Source organism: Streptomyces collinus, from assembly GCF_031348265.1.
Lineage (GTDB): Bacteria > Actinomycetota > Actinomycetes > Streptomycetales > Streptomycetaceae > Streptomyces > Streptomyces collinus.
This window is the reverse complement of the sequence record NZ_CP133771.1, coordinates 4939652-4955943: the sequence shown is the minus strand read 5'-3', so window position 1 is coordinate 4955943 and position 16292 is coordinate 4939652. Positions and strand designations below refer to the sequence as shown.

19 protein-coding genes are annotated in these 16292 nt (G+C 72.3%); 7 read left to right on the top strand and 12 right to left on the bottom strand.

What is annotated here, in order from left to right; genetic code table 11:
• Positions 1-36 precede the first annotated feature (36 nt).
• Complete coding sequence (gad, locus tag RFN52_RS22540) at positions 37-1443, top strand: glutamate decarboxylase (RefSeq protein WP_184848445.1); 1407 nt, start codon at positions 37-39, stop codon at positions 1441-1443.
• A gap of 792 nt (positions 1444-2235) precedes the next feature.
• Here gad and RFN52_RS22535 read toward each other — a convergent pair.
• From RFN52_RS22535 to RFN52_RS22510, 6 genes are all read right to left on the bottom strand, one after another.
• Positions 2236-2997: an ABC transporter permease gene (locus RFN52_RS22535; RefSeq protein ID WP_184848443.1), complete on the bottom strand. Its 762-nt coding sequence runs from the start codon at positions 2995-2997 to the stop codon at positions 2236-2238.
• On the bottom strand, positions 2994-3944 hold the full coding sequence (locus RFN52_RS22530) for an ATP-binding cassette domain-containing protein (protein WP_184848441.1): 951 nt from the start codon (positions 3942-3944) through the stop codon (positions 2994-2996). The genes RFN52_RS22535 and RFN52_RS22530 overlap by 4 nt, the downstream gene beginning before the upstream one ends.
• Positions 3945-4017: 73 nt before the next feature.
• Positions 4018-4659 (bottom strand): PadR family transcriptional regulator, encoded by a 642-nt coding sequence (locus RFN52_RS22525; protein WP_184848439.1) that lies wholly within the window; start codon positions 4657-4659, stop codon positions 4018-4020.
• 10 nt (positions 4660-4669) lie between these two features.
• Entirely contained in the window at positions 4670-5221 is a 552-nt protein-coding gene (locus RFN52_RS22520; RefSeq protein ID WP_184848437.1) for a DinB family protein, read from the bottom strand.
• A gap of 106 nt (positions 5222-5327) precedes the next feature.
• Entirely contained in the window at positions 5328-6791 is a 1464-nt protein-coding gene (locus RFN52_RS22515; RefSeq protein WP_184848435.1) for an aldehyde dehydrogenase family protein, read from the bottom strand.
• 96 nt (positions 6792-6887) lie between these two features.
• Positions 6888-7724, bottom strand: a complete 837-nt coding sequence (locus RFN52_RS22510; RefSeq protein WP_491590963.1) for a Sco1979 family transcriptional regulator — start codon at positions 7722-7724, stop codon at positions 6888-6890.
• Positions 7725-8076: 352 nt separating this feature from the next.
• Between RFN52_RS22510 and RFN52_RS22505 the strand changes: the two genes are divergently transcribed.
• On the top strand, positions 8077-8571 hold the full coding sequence (locus RFN52_RS22505; protein ID WP_311241030.1) for an ATP-binding protein: 495 nt from the start codon (positions 8077-8079) through the stop codon (positions 8569-8571).
• A 92-nt stretch (positions 8572-8663) separates the two neighbouring features.
• Here the strand turns inward: RFN52_RS22505 and RFN52_RS22500 are convergent, their stop codons facing one another.
• The 5 genes from RFN52_RS22500 to rpmG form a co-directional block, all read right to left on the bottom strand.
• Entirely contained in the window at positions 8664-8882 is a 219-nt protein-coding gene (locus RFN52_RS22500) for a DUF397 domain-containing protein (RefSeq protein ID WP_045296613.1), read from the bottom strand.
• Positions 8883-9858: 976 nt separating this feature from the next.
• Complete coding sequence (gene rpsR / locus RFN52_RS22495) at positions 9859-10092, bottom strand: 30S ribosomal protein S18 (protein WP_184848431.1); 234 nt, start codon at positions 10090-10092, stop codon at positions 9859-9861.
• A gap of 6 nt (positions 10093-10098) precedes the next feature.
• Positions 10099-11337, bottom strand: coding sequence for a CobW family GTP-binding protein (locus RFN52_RS22490; protein WP_184848429.1), 1239 nt, complete (start codon positions 11335-11337; stop codon positions 10099-10101).
• Positions 11338-11341: 4 nt separating this feature from the next.
• The gene (locus RFN52_RS22485; RefSeq protein WP_033310254.1) at positions 11342-11590 is read right to left on the bottom strand and encodes a type B 50S ribosomal protein L31; all 249 of its coding nucleotides are present in this window, start codon (positions 11588-11590) and stop codon (positions 11342-11344) included.
• 2 nt (positions 11591-11592) lie between these two features.
• The gene (rpmG, locus tag RFN52_RS22480; protein WP_184848427.1) at positions 11593-11757 is read right to left on the bottom strand and encodes a 50S ribosomal protein L33; all 165 of its coding nucleotides are present in this window, start codon (positions 11755-11757) and stop codon (positions 11593-11595) included.
• A gap of 65 nt (positions 11758-11822) precedes the next feature.
• Here rpmG and rpmB point away from each other — a divergent pair, with 65 nt between their 5' ends.
• The 4 genes from rpmB (at position 11823) to RFN52_RS22460 (ending at position 14281) form a co-directional block, all read left to right on the top strand.
• Positions 11823-12059 (top strand): 50S ribosomal protein L28, encoded by a 237-nt coding sequence (gene rpmB, locus RFN52_RS22475; RefSeq protein ID WP_184848425.1) that lies wholly within the window; start codon positions 11823-11825, stop codon positions 12057-12059.
• A complete protein-coding gene (gene rpsN / locus RFN52_RS22470) occupies positions 12059-12364 on the top strand; it encodes a 30S ribosomal protein S14 (RefSeq protein ID WP_062928325.1) in 306 nt (101 codons plus the stop codon). The genes rpmB and rpsN overlap by 1 nt, the downstream gene beginning before the upstream one ends.
• Before the next feature lie 123 nt (positions 12365-12487).
• Positions 12488-13006 (top strand): hypothetical protein, encoded by a 519-nt coding sequence (locus tag RFN52_RS22465; RefSeq protein ID WP_229856669.1) that lies wholly within the window; start codon positions 12488-12490, stop codon positions 13004-13006.
• A gap of 747 nt (positions 13007-13753) precedes the next feature.
• Positions 13754-14281, top strand: coding sequence for a DUF4232 domain-containing protein (locus tag RFN52_RS22460; RefSeq protein ID WP_184848423.1), 528 nt, complete (start codon positions 13754-13756; stop codon positions 14279-14281).
• Between the two features lie 22 nt (positions 14282-14303).
• On the opposite strand, the gene RFN52_RS22455 is transcribed toward RFN52_RS22460, so the two are convergent.
• Positions 14304-15437: a DUF2786 domain-containing protein gene (locus RFN52_RS22455; protein ID WP_184848421.1), complete on the bottom strand. Its 1134-nt coding sequence runs from the start codon at positions 15435-15437 to the stop codon at positions 14304-14306.
• Positions 15438-15520: 83 nt separating this feature from the next.
• On the opposite strand from RFN52_RS22455, the gene RFN52_RS22450 reads away from it, so the two are divergent.
• Entirely contained in the window at positions 15521-16258 is a 738-nt protein-coding gene (locus RFN52_RS22450; RefSeq protein ID WP_184848419.1) for a Clp protease N-terminal domain-containing protein, read from the top strand.
• Positions 16259-16292 lie beyond the last annotated feature (34 nt).

Sequence of the window (16292 nt, the reverse complement as noted above, 5' to 3'; positions counted from 1 at the left end):
CCCTCCCCCCTTTCCGAAACCACCCCTGGAGGCACGATGCCGCTCCACGAAGCTCCCCGCCGGGCCGCCGGAGGCCGCCTGTCCGTCAACCCCTTCTACGGTCCCGCCAACCCGCTCGGCGACATGGCCGAGGCGCCGCCCACCCACCGGCTCCCGGACCAGCCCATGGCGCCGGCGACCGCTCACCAGCTGGTGCGCGACGAGCTGATGCTCGACGGCAACGCCCGGCTGAACCTCGCCACCTTCGTCACCACGTGGATGGAGCCGGAGGCCGGGGTGCTGATGGCGGAGTGCCGGGACAAGAACATGATCGACAAGGACGAGTACCCGCGCACCGCCGAGCTGGAGCGGCGCTGCGTGGCGATGCTCGCCGACCTGTGGAAAGCTCCCGACCCGGCGACCGCCGTGGGGTGTTCGACGACCGGGTCGAGCGAGGCGTGCATGCTCGCCGGGATGGCGCTGAAGCGGCGCTGGGCGAAACGCAACGCCGACCGCTACCCCGGGGCGCGGCCCAACCTGGTCATGGGCGTCAACGTGCAGGTCTGCTGGGAGAAGTTCTGCAATTTCTGGGAGGTGGAGGCCCGGCTGGTGCCCATGGAGGGCGAGCGGTTCCACCTCGACCCGCAGGCCGCGGCCGAGCTGTGTGACGAGAACACCATCGGCGTCGTCGGCATCCTCGGCTCGACCTTCGACGGGTCCTACGAGCCGATCGCGGACCTGTGCGCGGCGCTGGACGCGGTGCAGGAACGGACCGGGCTGGACGTCCCGGTGCACGTGGACGGGGCGTCCGGGGCCATGGTCGCGCCCTTTCTCGACGAGGACCTGGTGTGGGACTTCCGGCTGCCGAGGGTGGCGTCGATCAACACCTCGGGCCACAAGTACGGGCTGGTCTACCCGGGCGTCGGCTGGGCGCTGTGGCGGGACGCGGAGGCGCTGCCGGAGGAGCTGGTGTTCCGGGTGAACTACCTGGGCGGCGACATGCCGACGTTCGCGCTGAACTTCTCCCGGCCGGGCGCGCAGGTCGTGGCGCAGTACTACACGTTCCTGCGGCTGGGCCGGGACGGCTACCGGGCCGTCCAGCAGGCCGCGCGCGACGTGGCCACGGGACTGGCCGGGCGGGTCGAGGCGCTCGGTGACTTCCACCTGCTGACCCGGGGCGACGAACTGCCGGTGTTCGCCTTCACGACCGCACCGGACGTGAAGGCGTACGACGTCTTCGACGTCTCCCGGCGGCTGCGCGAGAGCGGCTGGCTGGTGCCCGCGTACACCTTCCCGCCGAACCGGGAGGACCTCTCCGTCCTGCGCGTGGTGTGCCGCAACGGCTTCTCCGCCGACCTCGCGGAACTCCTCGCCCAGGACCTGGAACGGCTGCTGCCGGACCTGCGCCGGCAGCCGCGCCCGCTGACGGAGGACAAGGGCGCGGCGACGAGCTTCCACCACTGACGGCTCGGCCGCGGGGGGTTGGCCTGCCGGGGGCGGCGGGCAGGCTGCGGGGGCTTCGTCTGCCGAGTGTGGCGGACGGGCCGCCGGTACTTCGCCTGCCGGAGGCGGCGGTCGGCCGCGGGTGCTTCGCCTGCCGAAGGCGGCGGTCGACCGCCGGTACATCGCCTGCCGAAGGCGGCGCTCGACCGCCGGTACATCGCCTGCCGAAGGCGGCGCTCGACCGCCGGTACATCGCCTGCCGAAGGCGGCGCTCGACCGCCGGTACATCGCCTGCCGAAGGCGGCGCTCGACCGCCGGTACATCGCCTGCCGAAGGCGGCGCTCGACCGCCGGTACATCGCCTGCCGAAGGCGGCGCTCGACCGCCGGTACATCGCCTGCCGAAGGCAGCGCTCGACCGCCGGTACATCGCCTGCCGAAGGCAGCGCTCGACCGCGGGCGCTTCGCCTGCCGAAGGCAGCGCTCGACCGCCGGTACATCGCCTGCCGAAGACGACGGCCGGCCGCGCGGACTTCACCTGCCAGGGCCGACGGCCCGTACCGTCTGCCGGCCGGACCACCCCGCCGGCCCGGATCAGCGGCTCAGCCGCCCGCACACCGCCTGCCGGACCCGGCGGCTCCGCAGTGCGTACCCGCCTGCCGGACCCGGCGGCCCAGCCGCGGGCGCTCCGCCCACCGGGGCGGCGGGCCTGCCCCCGTCGGCCGGGGCGGCGGCTCTACCGGCCGTAACCACCTGACGGTAGCCCGCCCGGGGGCCGGCGGCCCGACCGACCACACCCCGGCCCACCGGAACTACTAGCGGCTCAGCCGGGCGAACCTCCGTACCGCCAGCGGAAAGAACACCGTCAGGAGGGCCAGGGGCCAGGCGATGGCGGCCCAGATGTGGCCGGACTCCGTGCCGGGCACGCCGAACAGGTCCCGAACGGCCGTGGCCGTGTGGGACATCGGGTTCCATTCGACGACCGTGCCCAGCCAGCCGGGCATGGAGCCGGGCGTGGCGAGCGCGTTGGACAGGAAGCCGACCGGCCAGACCAGGATCTGCACGGCCTGGACCAGCTCCGGCTTGCCCGCCACCAGGGCCAGGTGGATGCCGATCCACAGCATCGCGAACCGGAACAGGAGCAGCAGGCCCATCGCCCCGAGGAGGGCCGTCGGGCCGCCGCCGGGGCGCCAGCCGAGGGCGAGGCCCACGCCGATGAGCACGGCCAGGGCCAGCGCCGACTGGAGCATGTCGGCGGCCGAACGGCCGACCAGGACCGCTCCGTTGGCCATCGGCATCGAGCGGAAGCGGTCGATCACGCCCTTGTTGAGGTCCTGTGTGACGGCGAGCATCGTGCCCTCCAGGCCGAAGGCCATGGTGAGCGCGAGCATGCCGGGGATCAGGTAGTCGCGGTACTCGCCGCTCACCCCGCGGCCGCCGCCGACGAGGTAACCGAACATCAGCAGCAGCATCACCGGGAAGACGAGGTTGACGACCAGCTGCACCGGCTGCCGTCCCCAGCGGGCCAGTTCCCGGCGGGTCATGGTCCAGGAGTCGGTCAGGGCGTGGGCGGTCACGCGGCCTCCTTCGCTCGGCGGTCGTCCCCGGTGAGGTGCAGGAACACCTCGTCCAGCGTCGGGCGGCGCAGCGCGACGTCCTCCGCCTCGATCCCGGCCTCCTGAAGGGCCCGTACGACCCCGGAGAGCGCCTGCATGCGGTCGGTCACCGGCGCGCTCAGCAGCCGCCGGTCGGCGTCGACGCTGACCCCGGTGAGGGGCAACAGCGCGACGGCGGCCCTCAGTTGGCCGGCGTGCCGCAGGATCACGTCGATACGGTCGCCGCCGGCCTCGGCCTTCAGCTCGTCCGCCGTGCCCTCGGCGATGACCCGGCCGGCGTCGACGACCGCGATGCGGTCGGCGAGCTGGTCGGCCTCCTCCAGGTACTGGGTGGTGAGCAGGACCGTCGTGCCGCCGCCGACCAGGGAGCGGACGGAGGACCACACCTCGGCGCGGCCCCGCGGGTCGAGGCCGGTGGTGGGCTCGTCCAGGAACAGCACCTCCGGCTCGGTGATCAGCGAGGCGGCCAGGTCCAGGCGGCGCCGCATGCCGCCGCTGTACTGCCGGACCGCCTTGCGGCCGGTGTCGGCCAGGCCGAAGCGCTCCAGCAGTTCACCGGCACGCGCGCGTGCCCCCCGGGCGCCCAGGTGGTGCAGCCGGCCGAACAGCTCCAGGTTCTGCCGGCCGCCGAGCTCCTCGTCGAGCGCGGCGTGCTGGCCGAGCAGGCCGATGCGCAGCCGCACGGCGTACGCCTCGCGCACCACGTCGTGCCCGGCCACCTCGACCCGCCCCGCGTCGGGCCGCAGCAGGGTGGACAGGACCCTCACGAGGGTGGTCTTGCCCGCGCCGTTCGGGCCGAGCACCCCGTGCACCGTGCCGCGCGCGACCGTGAGGTCGAGCCCGTTCAGCGCCTTCTTGTCGCCGTACGTCTTCTCCGCGCCTTCGACGGTGATCGCCGCGTCGGCCACTGAGCCTCCCCATCTAGTCAAACTTGACTACAAGCTCGAAGGTAACCCCGCCCCAGTCATTCGTCAAACTTGATTAGTGGTCGTCCCCGGGATGCCGCTCCCCCGTCGCGTAGGGGTTCTCCTCGCCCGGGGCCAGGACCCCGACGAACGGGTCGCCCTCGTCGGCGAAGGTGTAGGCGCCGCCCTCGACGCGCTCGATGAGACCGCGGGTCCACTCGGCCTCGGAGTCGGCCGTGTGGACCCACATGTTCATGATCTCGCCGATGTGCCCGAGCTGCCCGGGACCCTCCTCGGGCACGTAGTGCTCCAGGACGGAGGTGCGCCACTGCTCGATCCGCAGGGTCCGCTCCTTCAGCAGCGCGACCGCCTCCGCCCGCGGCAGGTCGACGACGAAGCCGACGGCGGCCGTCTTCAGGTCCCCGCGCTGGTCGTAGGTGACCAGCGCCTCCCGCAGCAGCCGGAAGTACTCCTCGGTCCCCGGCCCGGTGATCTCGTACTCCGTGCGCGGCGGTCCGCCGGCCGTGGACGGGGCGATCTCGTGCGCGTGCAGCAGTCCTTGCTTCGCCATCTGCTTCAGCGCGTGATAGATCGAGCCGGGCTTGGCGGTGGACCACTCGTGCGCGCCCCAGTACTCCAGGTCGTTGCGCACCTGGTAGCCGTGGGCCCGGCCGTGCATGCGGACCGCGCCGAGCACGAGGAGGCGGATCGTTGACATGCGGCCAAGGCTATGCCTCGGCCACCACCCGCTGTTCCTCGGCCACCAGCTCGAATGCCGTCCGGCCGTCGAGCGACTCGCGGATGACGTCGGCGTGACCGGCGTGCCGGGCCGTCTCGCGGATCAGGTGCAGGCAGAGCCAGCGGTGCGAGACCCGGCCGTCCGGCGGGAACCAGGGCTGGGCGGGCAGCGCGAAGGTGTCGTCGAGGCTGGGCACCGAGCGGATGTACGCCTCCGTCTCGGCGGCGACCTTCTCCCAGTACGCCAGCTGCGACGCGACCGTCTCGCCCTCGACCAGCCGGAAGCACTCGTGCCAGTTGCTCTGGTCCCGCACGACGGCCGGCGGCTCGCCCTTGGCCAGGGAGATCCACATCTGCTCGACCTCGGCGACGTGCTTGACCAGCCCGGCGAGGGACAGCTCACTGGCGCTGGGGCGGGAGCCCGCCTGCTCGTCCGTCAGCCCGAGCACCGCCCGGCGAACGCCGCCGCGCTGCTCGGCGATGAAGGCCAGGAGCGCCCCGCGCTCGTCGCCGTGTGCCTCCGCCGGAACGTGCATGACCATGACCGCCGCCTTTCGCCGGGTCCGGGGGCCTTTCCCCCTGACACCGACCAAGCTACGGACCCTTGCGGTCAGGTTCTGTCCGCAAGGGTCCGGGGGCGTACGAGATCTAGAACGGGAAGCCGCTGCGGCCGTGCTGCACCGAGATCCACTTGGTCGTGGTGAACGAGTCCAGCATCGTGTCGCCGTTGAGCCGGCCGATGCCCGAGTGCTTCTCACCGCCGAAGGGGACGATCGGCTCGTCGTGCACGGTGCCGTCGTTCACATGGAACATGCCCGTGTCGATCTGCTTGGCGAAGGCGACGCCGCGCTCGATGGTCCCGGTGTGGACGGCACCGCTCAGGCCGTACGGGGTGTCGTTGACGAGGCGTACGGCCTCGTCCTCGCCGTCGAACGGGACGAGGAACGCGACCGGCCCGAAGACCTCCTGCTTGAGCAGCGCCGAGTCGGCGGGGAGGTCCGTCAGCACGGACGGCTCGACGAGGTTGTCGGTCCGTCCGCCGCGCACCAGGGCCGTGGCGCCCTCGGCGAGGGCCTGCTCGACCACACCGGAGACGGCGTCCGCCTGGGAGGAGTTGATGACCGGGCCGATGACGGTCTCCGGGTCGCGCGGGTCGCCCGCCTTGAGGGTCTTCACCTTGGCGACGAACTTCTCGGTGAACTCGTCCGCCACCGACCGGTCGACGAGGACCCGGTTGGCGGCCATGCAGACCTGACCCTGGTGGACGTACCGGCTGAAGACGGCCGCGTCGACCGCGTAGTCGATGTCGGCGTCGTCGAGGACCACCAGCGCGCTGTTGCCGCCCAGTTCGAGGACGGAGCGCTTGAACATCCGGGCGCAGACGGTCGCCACGTGCCGGCCGACCGCGTCGGAGCCGGTGAAGGAGATGACCTTGGGGACCGGGTGCTCCAGGAAGGCGTCGCCGATCTCGGCGATGTCGGTGATGAGCACGTTCAGCAGTCCGCCGGGCAGCCCCGCGTCCTCGAAGATCTTCGCGACCAGGGAGCCGCCGACGATCGGCGTGTTCTGGTGCGGCTTGAGCACCACGGCGTTGCCGAGCGCGAGCGCCGGGGCGACGGACTTGATCGACAGCAGGAAGGGGAAGTTGAAGGGGCTGATCACGCCCACGACACCGACCGGCACGCGGTAGACGCGGTTCTCCTTGCCGTCCACCGGCGAGGGGATGATCCGGCCCTCGGGAGCCAGGGCCAGATGGACCGCCTCGCGCAGGAACTCCTTGGCGAGGTGCAGCTCGAAGGCGGCCTTCAGACGGGTGCCGCCGAGCTCGGCGATGATGGCCTCGGAGATCTCGGCCTCGCGCTCCTCGATCAGGCGCAGCGCCTTCTCGAAGACCGCACGGCGGGCGTAGGGGTTGGTCGCGGCCCACTGCTTCTGGGCGCGGGCCGCCGCCCGGTACGCCTGATCGACCTGGTCGACCGTGGCTATGGTGATCGACGCCAGCTTCTCGTCGTCGTACGGGTTGAAGTCGATGATGTCCCAGGAGCCGGTACCCGGGCGCCACTCACCGTCGATGTACTGCTGTGCAAGGTCGGTGAAGTAGGACGACGACATGTGTGATCCCTCGATCCCTGGCAGACCTCTGATCGCGCCTTCACGATCTGATCACACGTCATCGTACTTGTGTTTCAGGAGAGTTGGAGGAGTACTTCAGGAGAGCTGGAGCAGGCCCCGCAGAAGGTCCCGGCTCTCCGAAGGGCCCGGGCTGTCGCTCTGCAGCTCCTTGAGCGCCTTCTCGTACTGGGCGACGTCCTCGGCCTTGTCCAGGTACAGCGCGCTGGTGAGCTGCTCCAGGTAGACGACGTCCGAGAGGTCGGACTCCGGGAAGCTGAGGATCGTGAACGCGCCACTCTCGCCGGAGTGGCCGCCGAGGCTGAACGGCACCACCTGAAGCCGTACGTTGGGCCGCTCGGAGATGTCGATGAGGTGCTGGAGCTGTCCCCGCATCACCGTGCGGTCGCCGTAGGGGCGGCGCAGGGCGGCCTCGTCCAGGATGATGTGGAAGTCGGGCGCGCGCTCGTCGACGAGGTACTTCTGGCGCTCCAGCCGCAGTGCCACGCGGCGCTCGACATCGGCCTCGCTCGCGCCCTGCATGCCGCGCCGGACCACCGCGTGGGCGTACGCCTCGGTCTGCAGCAGGCCGTGCACGAACTGCACCTCGTACGCACGGATCAGCGAGGCGGCGCCCTCCAGGCCGACGTAGGTCGGGAACCAGCTGGGCAGCACGTCCGAGTAACTGTGCCACCAGCCCGCGACGTTGGCCTCTTTGGCCAGGGACAGCAGGGAGGCGCGCTCCTGCTCGTCCGTGATGCCGTACAGGGTCAGCAGGTCCTCGACGTCTCTGGTCTTGAAGCTCACCCGGCCCAGCTCCATCCGGCTGATCTTCGACTCGGAGGCGCGGATCGAGTAGCCCGCCGCCTCGCGCGTGATGCCCCGCGCCTCACGCAGTCGCCTGAGTTGTGATCCGAGCAGCATGCGCCGCACCACCGATCCCGGCTCTCCCGCGCTCACGTTCGCCAGCCTCCCCAACGTCTTCAGGGGCCGCAGTCTGCCACTAAAACACTCCGAGCAGTACTCGTCCGGTTACGGAAACGGAATCGAGACGGTCGACGCTCGTGCGCGGGAGCAAGAAGAGGGCAAGTGAACGGCCAAAGAGGGACACGAAGATGACGGAAAAATTGACCAACAAGCGGTACGGGACGACTCATTCCGGTCACCTGCACGTGCATCTGCCCTTGCATCTGCTGTACGCATCCGAAACCATGGTCCCGCACCACCGCTGCATCGCACCGACCGCGAATTCCCGGGAGTGCCTCGCATGGGGACGAATGGATCGACCATGCTCGAGCCGTTACGGCAGGGCCTTCCGCCGCTGGACCCCGCGGCCGTGTCCGACGCCGCCTCCTGCGCTCTGCCCGCCCGCTACGAAGCGGTGCGCGAGGCACGGCAGTTCACCCGCAGAACCCTCGACCAGTGGGACATGGGCGACCGGTTCGACGACGTCTGCCTGGTGGTCTCGGAGCTCGTCACCAACGCCCTGCGGCACGGGCTGCCGGCGAACGGCGTCTGCGGCAACGGCCGTGAGCCTCCCGTGCGGCTGCACCTGATGCGGTGGACCGAGCGGCTGGTGTGCGCGGTGCGCGACCCCAGTCACGACAGCCCGGTGACCCGGGAGGCCGACGACTTCTCGGCCGAGTCGGGCCGCGGACTGTTCCTCGTCGACTCCTTCAGCGACAGCTGGGGCTGGCATCCGCTCGCGGGCGCGCTCGACGGCAAGGTGGTCTGGGCGCTGTTCCGGCTGCCGCGGACCGGTTCGCGGCCGAACGGGGAATGAGAAACCGCGGCGCTCTCTCGCGTCGCGGTTCTACGCGCGTTACCGCGCGTAAAGTGCCGATTACCCCCTTTGCGACGGGGGCTGTCGGATCGTCAGCCACCCACCAGGTGGTCGAACTCGCCGTCCTTCACGCCCAGCAGCATGGCCTCGATCTCCGCACGGGTGTAGACCAGGGCGGGGCCGTCGGGGAAGCGTGAGTTGCGGACGGCGACGTCTCCGCCCGGCAGCCGGGCGAACTCCACGCACGAGCCCTGCGAGTTGCTGTGCCGGCTCTTCTGCCAGGCCACACCATGCAGCCCGGCGGCCGCCATACCGTTGTACGCGTCGTGGTCCACAGGTCGCTCCCCGGTGGTGCACTGGCTGGTGTGGCCATTGATGCAGTGGTCAACTGACCCGGATCATAGCCCTGTTCATGTGCAGATGCATGGGCAGATGCACGTGCACGCGGGGTGGTCCCGCGGTTACAGCTTTGACGAGCGCTTGACCGAAGTTCTTGACTGTTTGACGGCTTGGCCGCACCTCTCGTTCCCCGCGGCCTGCGACGAAGTCGGTGGGTTCGGCGGAGGTCCGGTGGAGGCGGAGCATCCGGTCGGCGGCGCGACGAGGGGCCCGGCGGGGGCCGCGCCGGAGAACCGGGAGCTGAGGCGCGGGGCCCCAAGGCGGCCGTTCGACCGGCCGACCCGCATCCGGAAGACGGCCGCGGCCTGCGGGGACGGGGAGAAATAGGACGGTCGCAGCAGGCCGGGGTCGTCCCTGTGACCGGTGCGCCGCTCGGACCATCGCCGGACCCCACGCCCCGGCTTCCGGCCCCGTCAACCTGCGCGCCCCACTCCGGCCGACGGCCTCCGGGTGCCCACCCCGGCCGGCGTCCGGCCCGGTCCGGGGCGCCCGGGGCGGACCACGGGGCCGGCCGGCCGACGGAGTCGGCACGCCGTGCGCCGGAGGGTCCCCGTCCGTCAAGCGTGGGGAACCTCACCCGAGTGCGGGTGCGAGTGCGGGTGCGAGTGCGAGTGCGAGTGCGAGTGCGGGCGTGGGTGCGGGTGCGTCGGCGGCGGGCGGCTGTGCCCGGCGGCCGCCGCGGCCAGGGGCGTCGACGCCCCGCCCGGGGCCGGCCGCATGCAGCAGGCCCCGGCGGAGTCCGGGGCGTCAGGGTGGGGGCCGGGACCTCCGGCCTCGGGGCGTCAGGGTAGGGGCCGGGCCCTCCGCCCCCCAGGCGTCAAGGCATGGCCGGGGCCCGGTCACGGGTGGAGGGCTTCGTTCGGGGCGGGGCGGGACGGCGGAGGGGGATCAGCGGGTGGTGTACGGGAGCAGTGCCATCTCGCGGGCGTTCTTGATGGCCCTGGCCAGTTGGCGTTGCTGCTGGGACGACACCCGGGTGACGCGGCGGCTGCGGATCTTGCCGCGGTCGGAGATGAACTTCCGCAGCAGGTCGGTGTCCTTGTAGTCGATGTACGTGATCCCGGCCTGGTCCAGGGGGTTGGGCCGGTTCTTGGCGGGCTTGCGTTCGGGCTTGCGCGGCATGAGGGGTCAGACCTCCAGGAGGGTGTCGAAGGCGTGCGGCAGCCGCTGCCAGGCGTCGGGCCCGGCGGCGTACTCCGCGTCGGTCAGCAGGCAGGACTCCAGCAGCCGCTCCAGGCCGTCCCGGTCGAGGCCGGGCGAGGTGAAGACGAGGTGCTGGCAGCGGTCGCCGTGCTCGGGGTGCCAGTCCAGCGCGGCAGCGGCCCGGCGCACCGGCGGGACCATGTCCCAGGCCGCGTCCGGCAGGGAGGCCAGCCACGGGCCCGTGCTCTCCACGCACAGCGCCCCGCCCGCCGCGTCCCAGTGGAACAGCGTGTCGGGCTTGTCGGCGAGCCAGAACCGGCCCCGGCTGCGGGCGGCCGCGCAGGTCAGGTCCTCCAGCGCTGCGTACAGCCGCTCCGGGTGGAAGGGGCGCCGCATGCTCCACACCAGGGTGGAGACGCCGTGCGCGTCGGCCTCGGCGGGGAGCAGGGCACAGGCCGGGTGCTGGGCGGCGGCGGCCGCCTCGACGTCGAAACCGGCCAGGGCGGCCTGGGCCAGGGGGGAGAGCGCACGCCGGCGCGGGGTCGGCACGGTCAGGCCGTCGCCGGACGGTTGCGCCGGGGCGATCGGTCCGGCCGTTTCCGCCGGTTCGGCGGGGAGGTCCTGTCCGATGCGCACCTGGCGGGCCGTCGGGTGCAGTTGCGCGAGCAGCTCGCGGTCCTCGTCGTCGGCCTCCGGGGAATCGGCGACCGCGAGGACGGGGGCGTACTCCAGCTGGCGCGCGAAGGTGTCGGCGACCGTGCGCTGGTCGGTGGCCGCGGCGGCGAGACCGCCGTCGGCCAGGTCGTCGCCGTTGCCGAGGTAGGGCAGGACCAGGGCCGGGTCGACGGCGGTGATCACGCCGGTGACGGTGAGCCCGCCGGCCGTGACGACCTCGGCCATGGCCTTGGGCTCGACGGAGTCCCACAGTTCGACGACGGCGAGCCGGGTGCCGCCGGTGTCGCGCAGCCGCTCCAGCTCCGGCACCAGGTCCTCGCGCAGGGCGCAGCAGGCGCAGTCGTTGACGAGCGGCGCCTCTCCCGCGTCGAGGATGCCGGAGGCGTCCCTGATGGTCCGTACGACCGTGCCCGCGGCGGCCGTCGCGAGGTCGTGGTGGAGGACGACGCTGCCGGGCACGTCGGCGAGCAGCCGCGCGACGGCCGCCCTGCGGGCATCGGCGTGCAGCCCGCCGACGATCACGACGGGGAGCCCAGGAGGCACAGCCATGGGGTCAGCCCTTCTTTCCGTACCGGCGCTCGAAGCGCTCCACGCGGCCTGCGGTGTCCAGGACGCGGGCCGTGCCGGTGTAGAAGGGGTGGCTGACGTCGGAGATCTCGACGTCCACGACCGGGTAGGTCCGGCCGTCCTCCCACTCGATCGTCTTCTCGCTCGTCATGGTCGAGCGGGTGAGGAAGGCGTAGTTCGCGGCACGGTCACGGAAGACGACGGGGCCGTACGCCGGGTGGATTCCCTCGCGCATGGTCAGCGCTCCTCTCGGAATTCGACGTGGCGGCCGGTGACCGGATCGAACTTGCGCAGGGTCAGTCGGTCCGGGTCGTTGCGGCGGTTCTTGCGGGTCACGTAGGTGAAGCCGGTCCCGGCGGTGGACCGGAGCTTGATGACCGGACGGAGTTCGTTGCGTGCCATGCCGCTATGCTACTGAAAATGAATTCCATTTACATCACCTGAGACGGAGAGGTACGTCACCACCCATGTCCGCGCACTGCATGCTGACCGGCGCACAGCCGGGCTTCGGCAACCGCATCTCGCACTCGCACCGGCGTACGTCGCGCCGGTTCGACCCCAACATCCAGTCCAAGCGCTACTGGCTGCCGAGCGAGGGCCGGTACGTCCGGCTCCGGCTCAGCACCAGGGGGATCAAGACCGTCGACACGATCGGGATCGAGGCGGCCGTCGCCCGGATCCGCGCCCGGGGAGTGAGGATCTGATGGCCAAGAAGAGCAAGATCGCGAAGAACGACAGGCGGCAGGAGGTCGTCGCGCGGTACGCCGCCCGGCGGGCCGAGCTGAAGGAGATCATCCGGAGGCCGTCGTCGACGGAGGCCGAACGGCTCGCCGCCCAGGCGGAGCTGCGCAGGCAGCCGCGGGACGCGAGCGCCACGCGGGTGCGCAACCGCGACCAGGTGGACGGCCGGCCGCGCGGCTACTTCCGGGCGTTCGGACTCTCCCGGGTGAGTCTGCGGGAGCAGGCACACGCGGGGTATCTGCCCGGCGTGCGCAAGTCGTCCTGGTAAGAGGCGTTCGAGGGGGCCCTTGACGGGCCCTGGTAGCTTGCTGCGATCGTTCCGGCCACGAGGCCGGCCGGTGCCGTCCGGGCCGGTCGGCCGGCTACAGCTTGGGGGCTTGCAGTGACTTCGGTGATCTTCTCGCGTCGCTCCGGCGCCGTGCGCGTCGCGGCGGCGGCCGCGGGGCTGGCGGGCGTGCTCGTGCTCAGCGCGTGCAGCAGCGACAGCGGCTCGGGGGACGACTCGGCGTCCGGTCCGTCCCCGTCGGACTCGGCGTCCGCGGCGACGGGCGGGGGCTCCGGATCCGGATCCGGCTCCGGGTCCGACGGATCGGCCGGCGGTGAGCTGGCGGGCAGCTGGCTCGCGACGACCGGCGGCAAGGCCGTGGCCCTGGTGATCACCGGCAAGCAGGCCGCGCTGTTCGCCACCGGCGGGAGCGTGTGCAGCGGCACCGCGGGCGAGGAGTCCGGGATGCGGATGATCCGCCTGAAGTGCACGGACGGCTCCAAGGACCGGGCGACCGGCATGGTCGACTCCGTGAACAAGAGCAGCCTGAAGGTCACCTGGGAGGGCGGCCTCGGCGCGGAGACCTACACGAAGGCCGAGGGCGGCAAGCTCCCCACGGGCTTCCCGACGGCGGGCCTCGGCTGACACCGGCATCCGCACGGACGGGCCACGGATCCCCTGAGGGGCCGTGGCCCGTCCGGCGTTCGGGGCAGTGGCAGGGGCGGGCGCCGGACGATCAGCCGGGCGGCGCAAGAGGCACAGGCCGTGCGGCAGCGAGCGCGGCGCCCTCCGGCGGGGTTCGGGGGATGGCAGCGGGCGTGTGCCGGAGAAGAGGCCAGGGCCCGCGCCCGGCCGGCGAGCCCGGGGCATCGCACCAAGCGTCCGCCGGAGAAGCGGCCAAGGCCAGGGCCCGCGCCCGGCCGGCAGGCCCGGCGCACCGCCGGGGCGGGCGGGCCGGGCTCGGTGAGGGCGAGTGGGGAGGAGCGGCCAAGTCCTGCGCGCCCGACTGGCAGCTCCGGCGCATCGCAACCGGCCCGCGCCGGAGAAGCGACCAGGGCCCGCCCGACCGGCAGGCCCCCCGGGCATCGCAACCGGCGTCCGCCGGAGAAGGGGCCAAGGCCTGCGCCCGACGGGCCGGCCCGGTGCGTCCGCCGGGGGAGGGTCTGGGCGGGCCGGGGTTCCGTGCGGGCATGCGAGGAGAAACCGCCAAGCCCTGCGCGCCCCACCGGCACACCCTGCGCATCGCAACCGGCCCGTGTCTGGAGGGTGGTGAGGGCGTGTGGGCGTCCGGCGTTCGGGGGAATCGCAGGGGGTGGGTGCCCGTGTCGGAGCCGCGTGCGTGATGATCCAGGGGCCCGAAGCCGCTTCCGTACGACATGCCCAGAGGACCCCATGCGCCCCTTCCCCCTCACCCTGGCCGCCGCCCTCGCCGCGACGCTCCTGCTGACCGGCTGCGACGACGACAAGACCGGTGGTGACGACGTCAAGAACGCGGACCGGAAGAGCGGTTCGGCGTGCGTGCTCGGCGACATGGGCGTGGAGGTCGGTGCGGGCGCCGCCCCGGCCGCCGGGGACACCGGCACCGTCACCGTCACACTCACCAACAAGGGTGCGCAGTGCTCGCTGAAGGGCTTTCCCGGCGTCGACCTGCACTTCAAGGACGGCACGACGTCCGTTTCCCCGGACGAGGGCGCGCAGGCCCAGTCGCTGACCCTCGCAAAGGGCAACACCACGTCCTTCACGATCACCTACGTCCGGGGCGAGGCGGGCTCCGCGGAGAGCCTCGACGTGCACCAGGCGTCCTTCACCCTGCCCGGCGACACCAACACCGCGCACGACCTGGAGTGGACGTACGGCGAGGTCGCCCGGACGAACGGAACGCAGGCCTCGGTGAGCGGCTTCGAGACCTCGGGCGACTGACGGGAGAGCGGCGCGGCAGGCGTCAGCGCAGCGGCGGCCGGTGCCGGACCTGGGCGCGGTCCGCCGCCTGCGCGCCCTCCGTCCAGCCCGCCGCGTCGCGCACCCCGCGCAGCCGGGTCGTGGTCGTCTCCGGGAACATCCGGTCCAGCCGCCCGGTCACGGCGACCTCACGGGAGGCGAGGACCGGCAGCAGGTCGTCGGTCACCTGGGTCTCGGCCGCCGCGGCCAGGCGGGTGCCGATGCGGTGGGCGTACGCCGCGAGGAAGGACTGCCGGAACGTCTTGGTGCGCTTGCGGCCGCCCGCCCTCCCCCGAGCTCTGGGCACCCCCAGCGCCGCCTCCGCCTTGGTCAGCGCGGTCGTGGCCTGCATGAGGAGCGAGGTGTAGAGGAGTTCGACCGCCTCCAGGTCGGTTTCGAAGCCGACGACGGTGGAGAAGCCGAGGGGCTCGTTCCACACCGCCCGGCAGTGGTTGGCACCGGCGACGGCGTCCAGCAGCACCGCCTTGGCCTGCTCGTACGGCGGCTCGACCCCGATCCGGCAGGCCCCGGGCGCGTCCGGCGACGGCGCCCGCGCCGCGAGCAGCGCCTCGTCGACACTGTGCCGGGCCATCAGCTCCTGCGCCTTGGCACTGAGCGCCTCGGCCTCCTCCGGGAACCCGGTGGCCTCCGCCTTGGCGAGCAGCGCGCGGATACGGGTGAGCATGCGGGACCCGGTCCCCGCCCCTCCGGATGCCTGCCCGGGCGCCTCGTCGAGGGCCTCCAGCGTCGGCAGCCGCAGCAGCAGGCGGTACAGCTCCAGTACGGCGGTGGCGTGCGAGAAGCGGTCGGTGCGGGGCGGGGCGTCGTCGGGGACCTCCGCGAGCTGGGCGTTCCAGCGGCGGCCCCGGGGACCGTCGCCGGGGGCCTGTCCGCGGATCAGCGCGGCCACCAGCAGCACGTGCACGTCGTCGAGCTCGCGCCGCACGATCCGCACGACATCGGCCGGCTGCCAGCCGCGCCGCCACGCCCCGGCCACGAACTCGTGCCCGCGCCGGGCGAGTTCGGCGTCGGCCGCCGGGTCGGAGGCGAGCAGGGACGCGCCGGCGTCCAGGGCCGTCTCGCCGGTCTCGTAGAGAGCCGACGCGAACGCGCGATCGACGGTGCTGGACGTACTCACGGGCCGATGGTGCCATGCTGCCCCCTCGGCACGGATGTCAACCCAAGGTTGACACCCGTCAGGGCGCAACCTACGGTTGACACATGACGAACCCCGACACCACGTCATCCATCCGTCTCGACGACCTCATCGCGGCCATCAAGAAGGTCCACCCCGAGCCGCTGGACCAGCTCCAGGACGCGGTGATCGCCGCGGACCACCTGGGCGACGTGGCCGACCACCTGATCGGCCACTTCGTCGACCAGGCCCGGCGGTCCGGCGCGTCCTGGACGGACATCGGCAAGAGCATGGGCGTCACCCGGCAGGCCGCGCAGAAGCGGTTCGTGCCGAAGGAGTCGAACGACCTCGACCCGAGCCAGGGCTTCAACCGGTACACGCCCCGCGCCCGCAACACGGTGATGGCCGCGCACACCGCGTCCAAGGCCGCCCGCAACGCCGAGGGCCTGCCCGAGCACCTCGTCCTCGGTCTGCTGGCCGAGCCGGACGGCCTCGCCGCGAAGGCGATCATCAAGCAGGGCGTCTCGCTCGACGCGGTCCGCGAGGCGGCGACGGCGGCGCTTCCGCCCGCCCTCGACGAGGTCCCGGAGCTCGTGCCGTACGGCCAGGCGGCCAAGAAGGTCCTGGAGCTCACCTTCCGCGAGGCCCTGCGCCTCGGCCACAACTACATCGGAACCGAGCACATCCTGCTCGCCCTGCTGGAGCACGAGAACGGCGAGGGCGTCCTCAGCGGCCTCGGCATCGACAAGGAGCGCGCCGAGCAGTACATCGGGACGGTGCTGGAGAAGATCATGCAGGCGCAGCAGGAGACGGACCAGGCCTGACCCGCCTCAAGAGGCCTGGCGAGGTCCTCCACGG